The sequence below is a fragment of the Streptococcus oralis subsp. dentisani genome, from assembly GCF_002096335.1.
Lineage (GTDB): Bacteria > Bacillota > Bacilli > Lactobacillales > Streptococcaceae > Streptococcus > Streptococcus oralis_Z.
Genome location: NZ_NCUW01000029.1, coordinates 52091 through 72033 on the forward strand (window position 1 = coordinate 52091; position 19943 = coordinate 72033).

The following is a 19943-nucleotide window of genomic DNA, read 5'->3' on the forward strand; positions in this document are numbered from 1 at the left end:
AACGCCTCCAAAAGATATACACAAACTAAAGGCGTTTTGAAACAAACTTATGAAAAAATTATGTAGAGATTTCCGTTGGAATCGTTTCGTCTATTCTAAAAATCGTAGTCATCATCTAGCATTGCTTCTGCATTTCCCATTAGATATCCCGCACCCACTTGAGAAAAGAAATCATGATTGGCCGTTTCAATCGAAATGCCATTCATGACAATCGGATTCACATCAGACGCTATAATATCCGAAAAGTAACTTTGAAAGCCCATATTTTGTAGCGCTTTATTGGCATTGTATTTAACAAATACCTTTATTTCTTCCGCCAGACCAATAGGCGCATAGACTTCATCCGTATATGCAAACTCATTTTCTAAAAGATCATCTAAAAAACGATACATCCAAGTTATGAACTCATGTTGTTCTGCTTCTGAGAGCTCATCAAAGGTTAAGCGAAACTTATATCCCAGATAAGTCCCATGTACGGATTCGTCCCTAATTACTAATTTGATTAACTCTGCTAGATTAGCTAATTTATTTTGTCCACGATACCAAAGCGGTATGAAAAAGTTGCTATAGTATAGGACTCCTTCTAAAAACACACTCGCAACCATCACCTGTAGAGGGGTTCCATGCTGATACATCTCATTTATCTTTTGGGCTTTATACTGCATTTTAGGATCCTGATTCATCCAATCATATATTTTCTCAATTTCCTTAAAAGTATTTAACGAAATCAATATGGTACCGTATGTCTTAGCATGGATAGATTCCATAAATGTAAAATCACTCAGAACCGCTCTCTCCTTGCGAGTTCGAACGTGCTGTTTAATAGAATACAACCCCTCTTCGGATTGAAGCGTATCGAGCAAAGCCAAGCCTCCAACCGCTTTCTTGACAACCTCTTTCTCCGGATTTGATAGTTGCTTCCAATCAAGCAAGTCATTTGATACTGGAACACGAGTATCAATCCAAAATTGTGCCGTAGCTTTATCCCAAACATAGTCGTCTAACTCATCCTCGACTTCTTTCCAATTCAATGTCCGATGTAACATATAAATCCTCCTCAAAAATCATAGTCATCATCACGTGATTCTTCTATCCTATGAATAGACATCTGCCCGAGAAGCTCGTGCTTTCTCAGTCTGTTCAATACTCGATCAAGCGCAGAGAGAATTTCCCTATCAACTGGGTACCTCTCTTCGACACCGATACTCTCTAACAAACGATTGGCTTCTCTTTGTACAAGGTTCCGCGTCAATTTTTGAATGTCAGCATCTACATAAAGTTCACAAATAATCTTCCCCTCTGTTTCTAAGATTCTATCAATCATTTCAACAGCCCAGGTTTGAAATGAGATTTGGTCAGCTCTATCCATTCTTGCCAAAAGAAGATTGACTTTATGTATCAGATAGTCACAATGCAATGACTCATTCAAGAGAATCATTTTCACCATTTCGCCAAGATTAGTAAAGCCCTTTTGAATCCACAATTTCATCAAAAAGGCAAGTTGACTATACGTCATGATTCCTTCAACACAAGTAGCCATAAAGCGCTTCTGAATCGCATTTTTACTATGATATACCGTGTCGATTCTTTCTAGTCGCTCTACTACTAATTTATGTTGATCTACCCACTCAAATAAGGATGCCACCTCCTGTTCGTCCTCATTAAAGGAGTATAAAATAGTATTATAAGCCTTGGTACTTACCATTTCAGTGAACTGAAGATTGTTTACAATGGCAACCTCCTGTTGTGAGCGTTCACTATGCCGTATAAACTCCTCTGCCTCTAGCGACTGGTAAGTTGATAAATTCGCAAGAAAGATCAGCGAACGATTTAATTCTTGCTTCTCTTCTACCGACAAACGGTTAAAAGCAGGTTTATCATTTTCAATTGGAATTCGATTGTCTAACCAAAATAACGATGTCGCCCTCTCCCACGTAGCGTTATCCAATTCATCCTCAATCTCATTCCAGTTGATTGCTTTGTAGTATAGAAATTTTTTTGACATCTTCTCTCCTTAAATCATACAAGATTCACAGCTATTTACACTGCTAAATTCATCATCCTCTGTATAGGTTCTAACATAATAAAGTGATTTTATCCCTTTTCGCCATGCGTAATTCCGAAGGCGATTCAAGTCACGTGTCGTTAGCATTGTATTTTCCTTAGTTTTCCATTCATATAGTCCCTCAGGTAATTGAGAACGCATAAAGAGAGTCAGACTCATTCCCTGATCAATGTGTTTTTGTGCGACTGCATACACATCAATAATTTTACGCTGATCCATGTTATAAGCAGTCTCATAAAATGGTAAGGTATCATTGGACAGATACGGAGCGGGATAAAAGATCGATCCCACCTTCTTTTCCTGCCGATTTTCTACCAACTGAGTAATTGGGTGAAGAGAAGCGCTCGTTTCGTTGATATAAGAAATAGAACCATTAGGCGCCACTGCTAAACGATTTCGATGGTAGAGACCATCTTTCATGACCTTCTCCCTTAGTACCTTCCAATCTTCTTTCGTTGGAATAGGAATATCCTTAAAAATGGCTGCTATCTTAGGAAATCTAAATACAAAATCCTGCTCTACATATGGTGAAAAGTAACTTCCATCGGCATAGCTCGAATCCGCAAATTCATAAAATGTCTCATGCCGCTCTCTTGCGATTCTATTGCTGGATACTAAAGAATAATAATTCAATGCCAAGAAGTAAGCTTCTGTAAATTCTAGAGATTCTTTTGAACCATACTTGATTTGGTGCAAAGCAAAAGCTGTGTGTAATCCCATCGCTCCCAGTCCTATCGTATGGTAGAGACGATTTCCCTTATTTACTGTAGGCACTTCTTCAACAGACTCTAGATCCGTAACAGTCGTTAAGGCACGAACCATTGTATCAACAGAGGCAGCAAAATCTTCAGATTTTAGTAAATTAACAATATTAGTTGAGCCAAGGTTACAACTAATATCCGTTCCCACCTCATGATAGGACAAATCATCATTCAATACGGATGGAGTCTGTGGTTGCAAAATCTCTGAACAAAGATTACTCATAATGATTTTCCCTTTGACGGGATTCGCGCGATTAGCGACATCGATATTTAGAATATAAGGATAGCCAGACTCTTGTTGCAAGCGGGAAATTTCCTGTTCCAATTCTCTCGCTTGAACAACTGTCTTTTCAATAGCTGGATTTGCAACCAATCGGTCGTATTCAGCCGTGATATCTACGTACGAAAAAGGTTTTCCATAGACTTTTTCAACATGATAAGGATTAAACAGATACATGGGGTGATTTGTTTTAATCAGCTCGTAATACTTATCCGGAACGACCAACCCCAGAGAGAGGGTTTTAACACGAATTTTTTCATCTGCATTCTCCTTCTTTGTCGATAAAAAGGAGAGAATATCCTGATGAAAAACATTCAAGTAAACGACCCCTGCCCCATTTCTCTGTCCTAGCTGATTGCTATAGCTGAAAGAGTCTTCTAGTAGTTTCATTACAGGAAGTACTCCCGAAGAAGCATGTTCAATTCCTTTTATAGGAGAACCACTCGCACGTAGGTTCGATAAATTCACTCCAACCCCACCACCAAGCCTAGAAAGTTGCAAAGCAGAGTTGACCCCACGTCCGATAGATAACATAGAGTCATCGAGATCTATTAGAAAACAAGAAACCATCTCACCACGCCGTTTTTTTCCTGCATTTAAGAATGTGGGGGTCGCTGGTTGGTACCGTTGGGTAATCATTTCCTCCGCAATTTTTGTCGCCAGGTTCTGATCGCCATTTCCTAGATAGAGGGCATTAAGGAACACCCGATCCTCAAACGATTCCAAATAGGTCTTTGAATCATCAGTCTTTAGTGCATATTGATTATAAAATTTATAAGCTCCCATAAAACTCTTAAAGGTAAAATCATGTTCTTTGATTTTTTGATATAAGCCCTCTAAAAAATCACTATCAATCTCACCAGACTCTCCACGGTACAAGCCCACAACCTCTTCATCCACATAATCCTCTTGAATTAAATACTGGAGACGTTCTTTCAGACTTGAAAAATGCATCGTATGAGGTTCAATTTCATTCTTTAAATAGTCTGTTAAGGCCTCTCTATCATAGTAAAGAGGAATTTCACCATCAATTGGAATGTTCACCATATTGTTCAAAACAAAATAATCCTTAGTAGCTGACATCTATTTTTTCCTCCGCTTTCTCAAAACTAGCTAAAATATGTTTGGAGATCCTCTCTACATCTTCATCTGTCCCGCGTAATTCAAAAACATCTATAACAGGAAAGCCAAACTGATCTGCATATTGAAAAGCCGTTAGACAGAATTGCTTATTGAAATTTCGATTACCACTCCCAATAATTCCTAGACAATAACGAAAATTTCCTTGATACTCTAAAAATTTTCGAAGATTTCCCGTCAGAATTTCTTGGAAACCAGTATCAATTCCATTTCCTCCCTCTAGATAAGTTGGTAAAAAACTGACAAAGGGACCATCTACTGTGATTGCCTCCCCTTTTAAATCTTTTACATTCAAAGACTCAACTTCTCTATGATACGTCGCTTTTATATATTGACTGATCCGCTGGACAAAGGAACTCGTATTCCCACTTAAACTAATATAATAAAATCTAATTCTTTGCATGACTTCTCCTTTTTTGATACAATATATTGTGTTTTGCAAAACAACAAACTCTATATATTGTGTTTTTTATTTTACTGTATCTAAATGATAAAAAAATTGATATTCGTCAAGTTTCTATAAATTTATTCAAAATTAGGAGTTTCTATGTCCCAACCATGCTTTTATACAGTCCCTCTTTTTAGCACACTATCATATGATGAACTTCAGGGCATTCATAGTCTGTTTCACCATAAGAAATTTAAAAAGGGCGAGTTGATTTTCTCACCCTTTGACGAAGAAACTTTAATCATTGTTAATAGAGGACAATTTAAGGTCTATCGTCTGACTAATGATGGAATCGAACAATATATCCGTATCGTTGGAAAAGGAAATTACGAAGGAGAAAACTATCTCTTTGGAGAGAATAATCAGGATCTCTACGGGGAAGCCTTGGTCTCTACAGAAATCTGTGTCATTCATAAAAAGGATTTTCAATACCTTCTCCAGAGTTTTCCACATTTTAGTTGGCAACTTCTACGTCTTAATGCCAGAAAAGCAATTCATACAGAAGAACAAGTCACCTTATTAGCCTTTGAAAAAATAGAACAACGCCTTGCTTGCTATCTTATTCACCTTACCGGAAAAAGTAACAATCCTAAACTCACCTTCACTTTGCCAATTTCAGAAAAGGAACTTGCCAGTTACCTTGGAACGAGGCCCGAAACTATTTCGCGAAAATTTAAGATTTTTGAAGAACATCACTATATTCGAAAAGTTCGTCGTACCATTCATATCATAGATGATCAAGCTTTAAGGAATTTATATTGATCTGAAGCTTTTTTGTTCATTTCATGTTATACTATATAAAATATAAAACGTTTACAAAGAGATAATCATGAAACCACTACTTGAAACTATCGATACCCGCTTTGGTACTGCTAGCAAGCAGGCCTTCTCTCGGGGAAATACCCTGCCTTATACAGGCGTGCCTTTTGGGATGAATTATTTTGTGCCCCAGACCAGTGACCAGGAGGGAGCTTGGTTTTTCGATCCGCATCTGCCCATCTTTCAGGGAATTCGATTAACCCACCAGCCCAGCCCTTGGATTGGTGATTATTCTTGGTTGCTCTTAACACCCGTCACAGGCAAGCTTGGGGGAGACAGTCTCTTTCACCGCCAGTCTTCTTATGATATAGATAAAGCTTGCTTCCAGCCTCACCATTTGAAACTCTTTTCTCTGCGCTATCAGATTGAAACCCAGCTCACACCGACTTGCTACGGTGCTTCTATTCGTTTAGAGCAAAAGCAAGGAAAGGCTCTCTCCCTCTATCTTCACGCAGCAGATAAACTGACAGTAAAGCAAGTAGATAAGCAGACTCTGGCCCTAAGACAAGAAGGCAAAACAGAGACCAATAAAAATCCACTGATACTCTTCACCGCCCTACAAATGAATACGGATATTCTTGCTGTCAACCAAGAGAGCGGAGACTGGCGAATTGACCTCGCAGACAGTCATGCTGAGATCCAATTAGCGACTTCTTTTATTTCTCCTTCTCAAGCGCTGCTTAATCTACCTCAAAAGAACTTTGATAGCTGTAAAGTAAGTGCACAAGCGGACTGGGAAGATCTCCTCCATCGTTTTGATGTACTTGAGGCAGGAGAGGCTGACCGAACCCTCTTTGACCACTGCCTCTACAGACTCTTCCTCTTCCCACAGACATTTTATGAGGTGAACGAGTCAGGGCAGGCCATCCACATGGATTTGTCTACTGGTACTGTCAAGCCCGGTGTCCTCTTTAGCAACAATGGTTTCTGGGATACCTTCCGCACTACCTTCCCCCTCTTTGCCCTTATCATACCGGAACACTATCACCGCTTTCTAGAAGGTTTCCTCAATAGCTACCGCGATACTGGATTCCTTCCAAAATGGCTAGCTCCAGATGAACGTGGCATGATGCCCGGTACCCTGCTAGATGGCATTATCGCAGATAGCGCCTGCAAGGACATGGCCCCTGACCTAGAAGCAGAACTGCTCCAAGCCATGCTTGAAACAGCCAGCAAGTCCGACCCTCTCGGCATCAATGGTCGCCACGGACTAGCCCAATACCAAGAACTAGGCTACCTCTCTACCGACCACCACGAAAGCGTCAGCCATACCTTAGACTACGCCTATAGTGACTTTTGTATCGCCAACTGTGCCGAGAAACTTGGTCAGAATAGCATTGCTGAAACTTACAAGGCTACGTCACAAAATTACCGCCATCTATTTGACGCTGAGACAGGCTACATGCGAGCGCGAGACAGTCAAGGAAACTTCCGCCCTGACTTCTCTCCTTATAGTTGGGGACGCGACTACGCCGAATGCTCTGCCATTCAAGCGACTTTAGGCGTCCTCCATGACATCTCAGGTTTGCGCAAGCTCATGGGTGGAAAAGAAACCTTTAGCAACTATCTTTTGAAAACCTGTCAGGACGCTCCTCTCTTTGAGACGACAGGCTATGGTTACGAGATTCATGAAATGAGCGAGATGGCTACCGCTCCTTTTGGGCAAATCGCCATTTCCAACCAGCCTAGCTTCCACATCCCTTATCTCTTCCGCTACAGTGACTACCCCGACTACACTGCCCTTCTCATCAAGACCCTGCGTCAGAAAGCCTTTCACCCAAGCTGGCAAGCCTATCCTGGCGATGAGGACAATGGCAGTCTCTCGGCTTGGTACATCTGGTCAGCTCTTGGTTTTTATCCGACCTGTCCGGGCAAGCCCAGCTACGATCTCGGAATCCCTCTCTTTGGCCACCTCCGTATCTACCTGGCTAAGGAAAATAAATGGCTGGATATCCATGCCGAGCAAAACTACAGCCATTTCAACTTTGTCAAAGAGTGTCACTTGGACAAGACCCCTGTATCTAGCATCCAACACCAAGACCTCTTGAAAGCTGAGCAACTAACCTTCACCCTCAGCTGGCTACCAAATCACTCATAACCAAAAGAACCTTTGCATGGCGCAAAGGTTCTTCTTTTATGAAACTTGGACTTGAAGTTGATCCACAAGCTGACCACCCACCGTTAGGTTCAGATAGAAATCCAAGGTTTTATCTCCTGCAAAATACAAGGTTGGTAGCGTCAGCCTTTTTTCAGTCTCACCAGCTTGAAACGCAAGGACATGAATCTCATCCTGATAAGCGACACCATGCACACCCGTCCCCGGTTGAATTGAAATCTTAGCTTCTAAAGGGCCACTACATTCTCTGCGCTTAACTGTAAAATAGGCATTTTCTCCCTTGGTCACAGCCAGACTTTTTTCTGAGAACTCTATTTGATGAATAGCTTCTTTTCTAGACAAGGTAGGTGTTTTATAGAGTGAAATTTTGGTCAACAAAGGCAAAGCCTGTGCCTCTGTAATGGTCACACGTATCTTCTGCACCTCAACGACCGATCCTCGTAAGAGACGTTTGTGGCCAACAGTATAACCAGATCCAAACTCCTGCCAGACACCATCCAACTCTACCTGAACATGGAAAGCAGCGATGCGTTGCCCCAACTTCAAATCTTCTCTTAACTCAATCACATCAAAAGTTTTAGGTGATCCTAAATCGAGCTCTAATTGGATTGGCAACTCTGCATTACTTGCCCATAAACTAGTTTCCAGTCCATCTGTCAGATATTGACAGGCATAGTCTAGGGATAGAGCAGGGACAGATACCTTGGCTCCCAAAGCCAAATCTTCTCTATAGAGTGCGTCACGGTAGGCTCTAAATTCATACAGTCGCTGGATATCTTTTTCATCAAAGAGCCCATCTTGGTTTGGCGGAATATTGAGCAAGAGAGGTGTTCCCCGCCCTACTGAGTGAAAGTAGATTTCGACCAATTCCTCGAGAGACTTGGGATCCTGATCCTCATGGTAAAACCAACCCGGGCGAAGGGAAACATCTGCCTCACCGATTGAAAACAGCGTACCTAAGGGATCACCGTGCTGTAGGTAATCTAATGCAGTCTCTGTCCCCAGCTGGTCTGGTTTCACCTTTTGCCACAAGGGATCCCCTGCATAGCCCCGTTCATTGCCAATCCAACGAATACTAGTTCCCTCTGTTGAGAATATCAAACAATCCCCTTGTAGGTCATGAATAGTTTCAAACCAAGTCTCAAACTCATAGTTGACCTGCTGGGCCCCTTCTCCTCGTGCACCATCCATCCAAACCTCAGCGAACTTACCAGCATTCCCATATTGAGGATTTGATAAGATTTCCCTCAACTGAGCCAGATAATAGGCATTGTAGTCTGCTTCTCGGTCCACATGATAGTGGGGACTATGGGCATCCCAAGGAGACAAATACACTCCCATATCCATGTCAAACTCAGTTGCAGCTTGGGAAACCTCAAGGAGCAAGTCCCCCTTTCCATCCCTCCAAGGGCTAGCCTTGACCGAATAATCTGTATGTTCTGTCGGATAGAGGACAAAACCATCGTGGTGCTTGACCACCAAAATTAGCTTTTTAAAACCTGTTTCTTTGAGTACTCGAACCCACTCACGCGCATCCAACTGAGTCGGATTAAAGCGTTCAGGCTCCTCCTGACCTGTCCCCCATTCTTGGTCATAAAAGGTATTGGGGCCAAAATGGATAAAGGCAGCTAGTTCATCCTCTAAATAAGACAGCTGCGCCTGACTTGGTAATGGCCCATGTGGTTTTATGTTCGTCATCATCTCATATCTCTTTCTCTTGTTCACAAAGTTATCCACAAGTTGTGGATAGGAAAACATGCCTAAAAACTAGCTTTTACAGAAGCCAACTCTTGGACTTGGAAGCTTTCACCCTAGACATGCCTTTTTTAAATAGCTCTGCGCTAGGGTTTCTACTACCTTTCTAAAAAGTCACTAGTATAGGAGACTATTAGCAGGATACTTCAACACTCAAAGTTGTATATCATTCTTCCTCCGACTTATCCACAGCTTGTGAATAAACTATTGTTCTAGACTGCCCTCTCCTTGACTATAACAAAAAGTAATAGCAGCGTCAATATGACTAAGATTCCTTCCTAAATCCCCTGAAAAGATTCTATAATTTGTACAATCGTAACTTTTGCATTCGCCAGTTAGTTAGAATCACCCAAAGTCTACTAAGTAATGAATGACAGCTTTATCACATTGCGAACAGCACAGCTGTAGTACTATACCGCCCGCAACCTACTCAGATAATCGTTTCAATCAAAAAATCCCGCAAATTTGCGGGATCTTCTCTTGCATCAATGCGCCAACATTTCTTGGGCGATTTCTTGACCAGATAAGTTATCTGGGTAGTAGGTTGGCCAGTTATCCATTTCTTCAAAGAGTGCTTCTTGGCTGATGCCTCCAAAGAAGATATGGAAATGTTCTGCCTTAACTGGAGCGATATTGTGGTCGCTAAACTGAACATACTTGAACTGTCCAGCATCCGCATCGGTCGCTTCAAAGAGAAAGCGCACGCCACGATTGCCTTTCTTATAAGTCAAGATTTTCTTGCCGACGTACTTGTAGGTGAATTTCTTGCTTTGGCCAGCTTGAACAAACTCCATGGTGTTATCCGTGATGTTTATCTTAGTCACATCTGTCTGATAACCTTTCCGATAGTAGGCCTTGTACTCATCTTTGGTCATCTTGCCAGTCAACTTAGCCTTGTAGTCAAAGACTTGATCAAAGGTCCCATTCTCAAGAAAAGGATAGACCGACTGCCAGCTACCAGCATAGTCACTCAAGGTGCGGTCTTTGACATCTGCATCCTCAAAGTAACCGTTATGAACTGTCTTGGTGCTTTCTTCCTTCTCTGGCTCGATTTCTGGTCCTTCTTGGTCTGTTGTCTGCTTGAGAGCCTTGAGGTTTTTCTCCATCACAGAGATATAGTTCTCACCAGCCTTTGTCGCTTCCTCTGTCAGACTTTCTAGCGGATTGAGCACATCTAGTTTGACACCCGTTTCTTTTGAGAGTGTATTGGCAAGAGCTTGAGAGGCATTTTCTTCAAAGTAGATATAAGAAATCTTGTTTTTCTTGATATACTCCGTCAATTCTGCCAAACGAGCAGCTGATGGTTCTGCATCTGGTGAGAGACCTGAGATCGATACTTGCTTGAGGCCGTAGTCCAAGGCAAGGTAGTTAAAGGCAGCATGCTGGGTCACAAAACTCTTTTGTTTAGCTTGAGACAAGCCATCTGTGTAGGCCTTGTCCAAAGCTTGTAATTTTTCGATATAGGCAGCAGCATTCTTCTCAAAGGTCTCTTTTTTTTCAGGATAATCTGCTGACAAGCTGTCTCGGATATGCTCTACTAGCTTAATGGCACGGACTGGTGATAACCAAACATGGGGATCGTAGTCATGATGGTGACCTTCACCACCGTGATCATGGCCTTCCTCTTCTTCATCACCTCCTGGCAGGAGCAACATATCACCTGTCGCCTTGATGGTTTTCACTTTTTTCTTATCCAAGGATTCTAGCAATTTGGGAACCCAGGTTTCCATGTTTTCATTTTCATAGACAAAGGTATCTGCATCTTGGATTTTGGCAACTGCCTTGGCAGATGGCTCATAGTCGTGGGGTTCTGTCCCAGCGCCGATTAAGAGTTCTACATTAGCAGTATCTCCCGCAACTTGCTTGGTAAATTCGTAGACAGGGTAAAAGGTTGTCACGATATTTAGCTTCCCATCTGCCTGTTTTTGATTGGAACAAGCCACTAAAAACAGGGTACATAGACTAGCTAGTAGTAAGCTAAGTTTTTTCATTTTATTCTCCTATTTGATAAAACGTTTCAATAAACTGACTAACAAAAAGACAGCTACAAAGATAATGGTGATACTAGCGCTAGCAGGTGTTTCTGCATAGTAGGAAATATAAAGTCCCGCTACCATTCCCAAAAAGCCAATACCGCTAGCTAGCAACATAACGGATTTGAAGTTTTTCCCCAGACGAAGGGCAATACTAGCTGGCAAGACCATAATCGTCGATACCAAAAGTGCCCCTGCAGCAGGAATCATAAGGGCAATGGCCACCCCTGTCACCATGTTAAAGAGGATAGACATAGTGCGGACAGGTAAGCCATCTACAAAAGCCGTGTCCTCATCAAAAGTCAGGATATACATTGGTCGCAAAAATAAGAAAGTCAAGAGCAAAACGACTGCAGCAATGACAAAGAGGGCAATGACCTGCTCCTGGCTAATGGTCACAATCGAACCAAAGAGGTATTGATCCAGACTCATAGAACTCGAACTTTTCCCCTTACTCATCACGATAAGGGAGACTGCAAGCCCTGTTGACATGAGGATGGCAGTCCCGATTTCCATAAAATTCTTGTAAACCGTACGGAGATACTCCAGAAAAATCGCTGCGATCAAGACAATGACAATGGTCGAAATAGTTGGAGAAATTCCCAAAACTAGACCAAAGGCTACACCAGATAGCGACACGTGGCTCAGTGTATCACTCATGAGACTCTGACGACGTAAGATAAGGAAGGTCCCAAGGACTGGCGAGAAAAGACTCATAGCAATGACAGCCAGAAAGGCCCGCTGCATGAAGTCATAAGATAGTAAACTAAGCATGGTCCACCTCCTGATCGCTCTCGTGAACGTTGAAACAACGCCACGGTGAGTCTTGGTTACGCACTAGGTGAATATTGCGGTCTGCGTAGGCCTTGACCTCCTCAGGATCATGCGTAATCATCAAGACGGCCTTGCCATGATGGTGAGCACTGTGGTGCATGAGTTCGTAAAATTCATTTTTGCTCCCCGCATCCATCCCTGTCGTCGGCTCATCCAAGACAAAGATATCTGGGTCAGAAGCAAACATCCGTGCAATAACTGCCCGTTGTTTTTGTCCACCAGAGAGGGAGCCAATTCGTTTGTCACGGTGTTCCCACATACCAACTGAGTCTAGACTGGCCTTGATATGCTCCTCATCGTGGGCATTCAAACGACGGAACCAGCCCTTTCTCGGATAGCGACCCGACTTGACAAATTCATAAACCGTACTTGGAAAACCAGCATTAAAACTGGCAATCTGCTGGGGAAGATAAGCTATCCTAAGCTTTTTCCCATGAGTGTTTGTCTTTGAGATGGTTACCTTGCCAAATCTTGGCTGCAAGATGCCTAGACTAGCCTTGATCAGCGTCGTCTTGGCAGCTCCATTTTCACCAGTCAGGGTGACAAACTCCCCACTATCAACACTGTAGTTGATGTGCTCGAGGACAGGTTCTTTGTCATAATAGAAAGACAAGTCCTCTACTGTAATATACCGCATTATTTGATTTCTCCTACTAAAGCAGTTAAAAACCGCTGGATGACTTCTTGTTCATTTGGAGTAAACTGATTTGCTACTTGTTCATAGGCTGAGAGTGTGTGCTCATGGTGGTGGTGGTGTTCTGCCGCTACTGGTCGAGCTAGCTCTGTCAGTTGATAAAAAATCACACGCGCATCCTTGGGATCTCTGGATGTCTCTAACATGCCCTCTTTGACCAAAGATTTGATAGCCTTGGTCACTGCCGCCTGACTGACATTAAGGCGACGGGCCAACTCCGAGTTGGTTAGGGATTCTTCTGACAAGAGCATGAGGATGTGTTCCTGAGTATTGGTCAAGGCTACGTCACTTGTGCAATGCCCAATCAGAATTTCATGCTGGTTCTCAGATCTCAGGATCACCTCGTTTAAAAAGTTATCGATTTCCTGTGCAAGCTGTCTCATATGTTACTCCTTCCCTAGCTATCTTTTCGTAAAAAACATAGATAGCCACCGATTCTTTACTGGTTAATTATATCATAAACAAAAAAAGAATCAAGGGAAAAAGGCGTAAAAACGTTTCCCTAGACTCTTCTAGATGTGAAATTTAACCTATTTTAGCTTTGGTTTTCGGCTCGATAAGATACCTGCCAAACCAGCTACCATTCCCATCAAGAGTAAGAAGATGGACTGTTCACTTCCTGTATTTGGGAGAGCTTTTTCTGAGACAACTGCCTTCTTGCTAAATTGACCTGCCACCTCATAAGTCAATGGCACATTTGTAGTCGCATCGTTAGCAGCTGCATTCGTTTGAGGCGTTTCTGCTGGTAGACTGAAGTTTTTAGAATCCACAGAAATCGTCCGTGAGTTCGGATTGATCTTTTCATACTGGGTCAAATCAGCAGTTTTCAGATACTCTTCAAAGGCTGCATCCATAGAAGGACCTTCTTCTCGCGCACCACCTAACATCGTGTAGCCATCGCCACCCGCAGCTAGGAAATCATTGGTTGCAAGATAGTAGGTTTTTGCGAGGTTTAGGAGATCATAACGACCAGTCGTGCGGTTTTTGACCTGGATAGCCAAGACACGTTTCCCTGATGGTAGGTTGGTATCATAGTAGACCTTCACACCTGAAACTTGCAAGAAGCCACCACTTGGCTCTAACAATGGTTGCCCGTTCTCATCCAAGACCTTCTTGCCATCCTTATCGACCTGCAAGATAGATCCGAGTGATTTTTCAAACATATCCAAGACTTGTTGCCCAGTCACTTGGATTTGTGAGATGGTATTTCCAAATGGAAGAACCGCAATGACATTCCCTTTCGTAATCGGTTTGCCTTTTACAATAGTTTCACGCAAGCCACCACCATTTGTCACAGCGATGTCAGTCGGATGGCTAAATCCTGTCCGACCATACTGATAGAGGGAGTCCGCTACGACGTTTCCAAGATTGGTTTCACGAACCCGAACATTTTCACGATCTCCGTTGAGTTCTACAGGGCTGTTTGAAACGACTTCAACAGCATTTTCAGCATCGTATTTTTGTTTAATGTCTTTGACTAGTTTTTCAACTGTTGGATTGGCTGGTAATTTTTTAGCATCAGCAGCCGCAATCTGAGTTGGATTGCCCAAAAGCTGACGTGATTTGTAGATAACCTTTCCAACATTATGAAGGTAGCTTCCTGTTTGGTTATAGGTAACATTGTCTCCATAAGTTGTGGAAGCTACTGTGTGAGAATGTCCATCAATAACCGTCACACGTTTGCCTTTGAGACGAGGATTTTTAGATAGGGCTTCTGCCAAGGTTGAACCACGCCACTCGACTGGAGTTGTAGTATCTACACCCAGATGAGCAAGCACCACATAGTGTTTGTAGTCCTTACCTTCTGCACGCGCCTTGGCTTGAACTTCTTCAATGACCTTATTGACTTCTGATATTGGGTCAGTAAAAGTTACCCCTTTAATGTTTTTAGGGTGGGTTTTAGTAGCTGTTTCAGGTGTTGTCACACCAATCACAACAAACTCATCACCTTCCACAGTCTTATCTTTATCAACGATTGTAGAAGCTTCAAAAAGACGAGCTCCGTTGACATAAGTATTTGAACTGAGTAATGGGAATTTCAAGATTTCCTTGTATTTTTTAACTTCATCAAGGCCAAAGTCAAACTCATGGTTTCCTACTGCCATGGCATCATACTGCATCTGATTGAGAATTTCAGCGCGTGCTTCACCCTTAGTAGAGTTGGAAATCGGTAAACCTTGGAAGGCGTCTCCAGCATCTACGACGAGAGTCGTTTGATTTGATTTCGCACGTTCCTGCTCGATGATAGTCGCTAGCTTAGCATCTCCAATTACTCCCTTTTCCTCTACGATACGACCATGGACATCATTGGTGTGTAAGATAACGGTGTCTTTTTCTTCGCTTTTAGGAGATTCAACAGGAGCTTCCTTTGCTTCCGCCGATTCAGCACTTGTGGGAGTTGCCGCCTCTGTTGTTGGAGTTGCAGGAGTTGCTACAACTGCTGAACTTCCTGCAGGGGCAGCTGCTTCTTCAGCATAGACCTGTCCAGCCAAAAAAGCTGGGGCCAGTAGGGCTGTTGACAAGACGGGTAATAAGAAACGTTTATTCATTTTGAAATCCTTTTCTTTTCTTTTTTTCCTTTATATTATACGATATTTCTAGAAAATTTGAAACCTTTGACTTATTTTCATCTAAAACATTCGCTATTCAAACAAAAAAAGCTTGGGTTCAAATCCCAAACTTTCATCTTGGTTTATTGGAAATCTTTGATGTTTCCATCATAGGTCGCCCAGTCCTTGCTAAAGAAGCGGTCATTCATCTTGTAGTCTGGAGCTGGTTTTGGATCCGTCAAGAAGGGATTGACAACCTTATCAAAAGCCAACCAACCCAACCAACCCAAGTGAATGGTGTCCTTGATAAAGTAAGGTTCTCCTCCTTTTGTAGAAAAGTCAGCAATATTGGTAAAGCCTTGACTTTCTAACTGATAACGAATTTTCTCCACTGCATGCTGATACATTTCTTCACTGAGTTCTGTGTATTCCATCCATTTCTTGTTGACGGGCTGGATAACAAAGAGGACATTAACCTTTGATTTGGCAAATTGATTGAGAACCAGCTGCAAATCATTGTATTCAGACGACTTTAGGAAGTTATAATTTTTTTGATACCCTTCCCATTTTTTTAAGTCTTTTTTGACCTCATACGTGTAGAAATGATTCTCCATCCCCATATCGTTATTGGTCGTATTTGCCTCTGCATCCTTACGGGCAATTTCTTCTAAAGTGTCATAGGAAAACTGATCAGGAAGATCTTTTAAATAGTTTTCTACATGTTCCTTGTACTTGAGTTTCCCCTGAATGGAAAATTGACCAAAAAGAGAGGACTGCTTTTCATTGAATCGTGCAAAGAGGTTGATGATAAGTCGATCAGCATCTGACAAATCCTCTCCTTTTGAAAGCTTTTGAAGGATGCCTTTCAATGCCACACTCGGATTCTGCTTCAACAAACGCGTCGCAGCATGCTTAGCCGAAATGTCCCCAGATTGATTTTCCAAAAAAGCTGTCAACTGATCGCTATTAAAGAATCTCTGAAACGCTGCGGGCTCGTAATCTGTCTCTGTAAACCACTGAGGAGAGATGACAAACACCGCCTGCTTTTCCTCAATCTCTGGCAGAATCTGTTGCAAACCAAAATATTGGTTAAGCGAGGCCGCTCCTGCCTGACCTAGAAAATAAGGGCGGTAGGGACGATTGTATTTTTCTGCTAAAACAGCTGGATGGACACTATCAAATCGAATCCATTCACTTGACCCTAAAAAGGGGACAAAACGCATATTGGGATCCGTAAGGGCCCTCACTTTTTGGCTTCTCTCTTTAAAACTTTCCCTACTGATGGAAGCAGCAGAGTACTTCTCCTCCGTCAGATTATGGCTTGTTGTACTTGGATAAAAAAAGATAAGTAGAAGAACCAAAAATCCAGCAATGAGGATGGGCCCGAAGATCAGCCACAAGCGTTTAAGCATTCTTTAACTCCGTAATACCTTCTACGATTTTATTAGCCGTATTCCAGTCATCACGACCGAACTCCGTCACTGGAACACGAATATCAAAACGATTTTCAATCTCAACAATCAATTCAACCGTCCCCATGCTATCCAAGACACCGGCATCAAAAAGATCTTCATCCATCATGTCAGAAACATCTTCCATAAACAACTCATCAATAATTTCAATAACTTCTGATTTGATATCCATTTTTTATATCCTTCTATTTTTTAAACCATAAATCATTCAAAAATCCAGAAAAGATTAAGAATGAAACCATCACGACATGGAAAGTAACAACCATGCCAAGCAACTGAATCCAGCGATTCTCAGGTAAGGAAGCCTTCCCAGCTTTTTTCCGTTCTTTATTGAGCGCTTTTTTCTTACGAAGCCAAGCGTCATTGATGACCAGCCCAAGCCCATGAAAAAGTCCATAGGCGATATAGTACCAGGTCACACCATGCCAAAATCCCATAATCAGCATATTGAGGATATAGGCCACACTTGAGGTCACATTTCGATTTTTAAAGACCTTCTTTCTGGTCAACACCATAACCATTCTCATAAAGACAAAGTCACGGAACCAGAAAGACAGGCTCATATGCCAACGATTCCAAAATTCCTTTAAATCCCTTGATAAAAAGGGCTTATTAAAGTTGATAGGACTATGAATCCCCATCAAATTGGAGATGGCTAAAGCAAACATAGAGTAGCCCGCAAAGTCAAAGAACAACTCTAAACCAAAGGTATACATCACCGCCAAAGCATAATGATTAAAGAAACCACCTGTCTGCAAGGCTAAATTTTTCAACGGAGGCAATAATGTCTCTCCTAGAATATGGGCCAAGATAAACTTGTAGAGAAAACCTAGCATGATATACTTGACAGCATCTTCTAGCATATCCATCAACTCTTCTCGCTCAGGAATGGTCTCATAATTTTCATTGAAACGTTTAAAACGATCAATGGGACCACTTGAGAAGGTCGGCATAAAGAGAAGAAAACGTAAGAATTGCCAAATCGTTAAATCCTTGATGACACCGTCTCTCAACTCAACGATAACCCCAACTGCACGAAAGGTTAAGTAAGAAATCCCTAAAAAGCCAAACAAAGATTGAGGTCCATGAATAGCAGGAGATATTTTCACAAAGACGATTGGCAATAGAGATAAAAAGCTAACCAGGTAAAATATCCATTTACTATCCCGTCGTTTCCTGTACCTTTTGTAGAAAAATACAAGCAGTACTTGCCAGATAACATAAAGGATAAGAGCGCTTATTTGATTCGTCTTTCCACCGACCAACATGGTGACGATAAAGAAGAGACTAACGAGCACCTCATACCAGGCAAAGCGTTTCTTGAAAAAGAGCCCGATAAATATCGGTAAGGTCGCAGCAATCACGTACAAAAAATAATAAAGATTGCCATAAGGTTCCAAATGAGGTAGCTGTTTATAAAGCTCCATCATCTATTGTTTACCTCATTGATCAAGCCCTTGATGTCAATCTTACCATTAGGCGTTAGTGGCAAACTGTCTCGATAGAGAAACTTAGACGGCATCATATAGGACATCATGATATCTGCCAGATCTTCCTTAATGGCCTTGGTAATATCGATATCACGTTCAAACTGCTCACGCACACCGTCCTTTAGGATGACATAGGCCAGCAGATTTTGTACCTTGTGGTCCTTGTTATAACGTGGGACAGCGACAGCCGACTCGATATAGCGAGATTTATTGAGATTTTGAGAGACATCTTCAAGCTCAATACGATAACCATTAAACTTAATCTGGAAATCCATGCGTCCACCGTAGAGAAGCAAGCCCTCATCTGTCATAGTTCCTACATCCCCTGTGTGGTAGGCTGGAAGACCTTCGAGCTCAAAGAAGGCCTCTGCCGTTTTTTCAGGATTATTCATATAGCCTTTTGAAACAGCTGGACCAGATACGATGATTTCTCCTTGTTCGCCATTTGGCAGTTTCTTACCTTCCTCATCAATGATAAAGGTTGGAGAATCATCTTTTGTATAGCCGATTGGGAGGCGTTTGAGAGTCGACAACATCTCGTCCGTCACGGCAACAGCTGACAGGGCTACTGTCGCTTCTGTTGGGCCGTAAGCATTGATGATACGGGCATTTGGGAAACGCTCGCGCAGTTTTTGAGCTGTTTTGACCGTCAATTCTTCACCATCAAAGTAGAAATGCGTAATGCCTGGCATTTTCTCACTATTGAAATCTTCTGACAACATGGCCATATCTGCAAAGGAAGGCGTTGAGGTCCAGATAGCAATTGGCAATGAAAAGATCGTCGCAAAGAGCTTTTTGAAATCCTGAGTAAGGGCTGAAGGAAGAGCGAAAAGCGTACCACCTAGTGCCAATGTTGGTGCCCAGTACATGACAGACAGGTCAAATGAATAAGGTGGCTGAGCCAGCATTTGTGGACGACTTGGCGTCGCAAATTCCTTGTCCGTAATCATCCAGTTAGTAAAACTGAGGAGATTATCATGGGAAATCTGCACTCCCTTTGGCTTACCAGTCGTACCAGAAGTAAAGATAATGTAGTAGTTATCATCGCCCTTGACTGGATGCGTGATCTCGTAGCTAGAAGCTTGAGCAAAGGCTTCTTGAACCTGAGCTAGATTCAACATCGGTGTAGAAACCTGCTCCAACGGAAAGTCTGAAATGGCAATAATCAAGCTTGGCTCTGCTACTTCTACAATAGCAGAAACTCGTTCCAAGGCCGAATGGCTGTCAATGGGAATGTAGGCATGACCTGACTTAGTCAGCGCTACAAAAGTTGCCAACATTTCATACTCTTGACCACCAAAAACGACGACTGGTGATTTCTCAGGCAAGCCAAGTTGATCAATAGCTGCAGCCAAACTATCCGAATCAACCTTCAGATCACCATAAGTATGCTCTTGCCCCAAAACATTGTAGACGGGATATGTTGGCTGTGTTTGAGCAAAGTGCTCAATCGTTTCAATCATATCTTTTATCGGTTTATTAGACAC

The 19943-nt window shown here is 42.2% G+C and carries 16 protein-coding genes; 2 read left to right on the plus strand and 14 right to left on the minus strand.

Annotated features, from left to right (window positions below; translation table 11 throughout):
- Positions 1-95: 95 nt before the first annotated feature.
- The 4 genes from nrdF to nrdI are packed head-to-tail and all read right to left on the minus strand — an operon-like array spanning position 96 to position 4649.
- The gene (nrdF, locus tag B7709_RS04980; protein ID WP_084971952.1) at positions 96-1046 is read right to left on the minus strand and encodes a class 1b ribonucleoside-diphosphate reductase subunit beta; all 951 of its coding nucleotides are present in this window, start codon (positions 1044-1046) and stop codon (positions 96-98) included.
- 11 nt (positions 1047-1057) lie between these two features.
- Positions 1058-2005 (minus strand): ribonucleotide-diphosphate reductase subunit beta, encoded by a 948-nt coding sequence (locus B7709_RS04985; protein ID WP_084971953.1) that lies wholly within the window; start codon positions 2003-2005, stop codon positions 1058-1060.
- Between the two features lie 9 nt (positions 2006-2014).
- Positions 2015-4189 (minus strand): class 1b ribonucleoside-diphosphate reductase subunit alpha, encoded by a 2175-nt coding sequence (gene nrdE, locus B7709_RS04990; RefSeq protein WP_084971954.1) that lies wholly within the window; start codon positions 4187-4189, stop codon positions 2015-2017.
- Positions 4176-4649 carry a class Ib ribonucleoside-diphosphate reductase assembly flavoprotein NrdI gene (gene nrdI / locus B7709_RS04995; protein WP_084971955.1) on the minus strand — a complete coding sequence of 158 codons (474 nt, stop codon included), beginning with the start codon at positions 4647-4649 and terminating at the stop codon, positions 4176-4178. The genes nrdE and nrdI overlap by 14 nt, the downstream gene beginning before the upstream one ends.
- 144 nt (positions 4650-4793) lie before the next feature.
- Between nrdI and B7709_RS05000 the strand changes: the two genes are divergently transcribed.
- The gene (locus B7709_RS05000; RefSeq protein ID WP_084971956.1) at positions 4794-5456 is read left to right on the plus strand and encodes a Crp/Fnr family transcriptional regulator; all 663 of its coding nucleotides are present in this window, start codon (positions 4794-4796) and stop codon (positions 5454-5456) included.
- 67 nt (positions 5457-5523) lie between these two features.
- On the plus strand, positions 5524-7611 hold the full coding sequence (locus B7709_RS05005) for a GH92 family glycosyl hydrolase (RefSeq protein WP_084971957.1): 2088 nt from the start codon (positions 5524-5526) through the stop codon (positions 7609-7611).
- A 36-nt stretch (positions 7612-7647) separates the two neighbouring features.
- Here B7709_RS05005 and B7709_RS05010 read toward each other — a convergent pair whose 3' ends face one another.
- The 10 genes from B7709_RS05010 to dltA all read right to left on the minus strand — a co-directional run bounded on the left by B7709_RS05010 (position 7648) and on the right by dltA (position 19943).
- Positions 7648-9327, minus strand: coding sequence for an alpha-L-fucosidase (locus B7709_RS05010; protein ID WP_162279166.1), 1680 nt, complete (start codon positions 9325-9327; stop codon positions 7648-7650).
- 542 nt (positions 9328-9869) lie between these two features.
- On the minus strand, positions 9870-11375 hold the full coding sequence (locus B7709_RS05015) for a zinc ABC transporter substrate-binding protein AdcA (RefSeq protein ID WP_084971959.1): 1506 nt from the start codon (positions 11373-11375) through the stop codon (positions 9870-9872).
- Positions 11376-11384: 9 nt separating this feature from the next.
- Positions 11385-12191 (minus strand): metal ABC transporter permease, encoded by an 807-nt coding sequence (locus B7709_RS05020; protein WP_084971960.1) that lies wholly within the window; start codon positions 12189-12191, stop codon positions 11385-11387.
- Complete coding sequence (locus B7709_RS05025) at positions 12184-12888, minus strand: metal ABC transporter ATP-binding protein (protein ID WP_001269480.1); 705 nt, start codon at positions 12886-12888, stop codon at positions 12184-12186. The genes B7709_RS05020 and B7709_RS05025 overlap by 8 nt, the downstream gene beginning before the upstream one ends.
- Entirely contained in the window at positions 12888-13328 is a 441-nt protein-coding gene (gene adcR, locus B7709_RS05030) for a zinc-dependent transcriptional regulator AdcR (RefSeq protein ID WP_001249325.1), read from the minus strand. The genes B7709_RS05025 and adcR overlap by 1 nt, the downstream gene beginning before the upstream one ends.
- Positions 13329-13475: 147 nt before the next feature.
- Positions 13476-15494 carry a cell surface ecto-5'-nucleotidase Nt5e gene (gene nt5e, locus B7709_RS05035; RefSeq protein WP_084971961.1) on the minus strand — a complete coding sequence of 673 codons (2019 nt, stop codon included), beginning with the start codon at positions 15492-15494 and terminating at the stop codon, positions 13476-13478.
- Between the two features lie 143 nt (positions 15495-15637).
- Positions 15638-16906 carry a D-alanyl-lipoteichoic acid biosynthesis protein DltD gene (gene dltD, locus B7709_RS05040; RefSeq protein ID WP_084971962.1) on the minus strand — a complete coding sequence of 423 codons (1269 nt, stop codon included), beginning with the start codon at positions 16904-16906 and terminating at the stop codon, positions 15638-15640.
- Entirely contained in the window at positions 16899-17138 is a 240-nt protein-coding gene (dltC, locus tag B7709_RS05045; RefSeq protein ID WP_000351972.1) for a D-alanine--poly(phosphoribitol) ligase subunit DltC, read from the minus strand. The genes dltD and dltC overlap by 8 nt, the downstream gene beginning before the upstream one ends.
- A 13-nt stretch (positions 17139-17151) precedes the next feature.
- Positions 17152-18396: a D-alanyl-lipoteichoic acid biosynthesis protein DltB gene (dltB, locus tag B7709_RS05050; protein ID WP_061453913.1), complete on the minus strand. Its 1245-nt coding sequence runs from the start codon at positions 18394-18396 to the stop codon at positions 17152-17154.
- Positions 18393-19943, minus strand: a complete 1551-nt coding sequence (gene dltA / locus B7709_RS05055; RefSeq protein ID WP_084971963.1) for a D-alanine--poly(phosphoribitol) ligase subunit DltA — start codon at positions 19941-19943, stop codon at positions 18393-18395. Before dltA ends, dltB begins: the two co-directional genes overlap by 4 nt.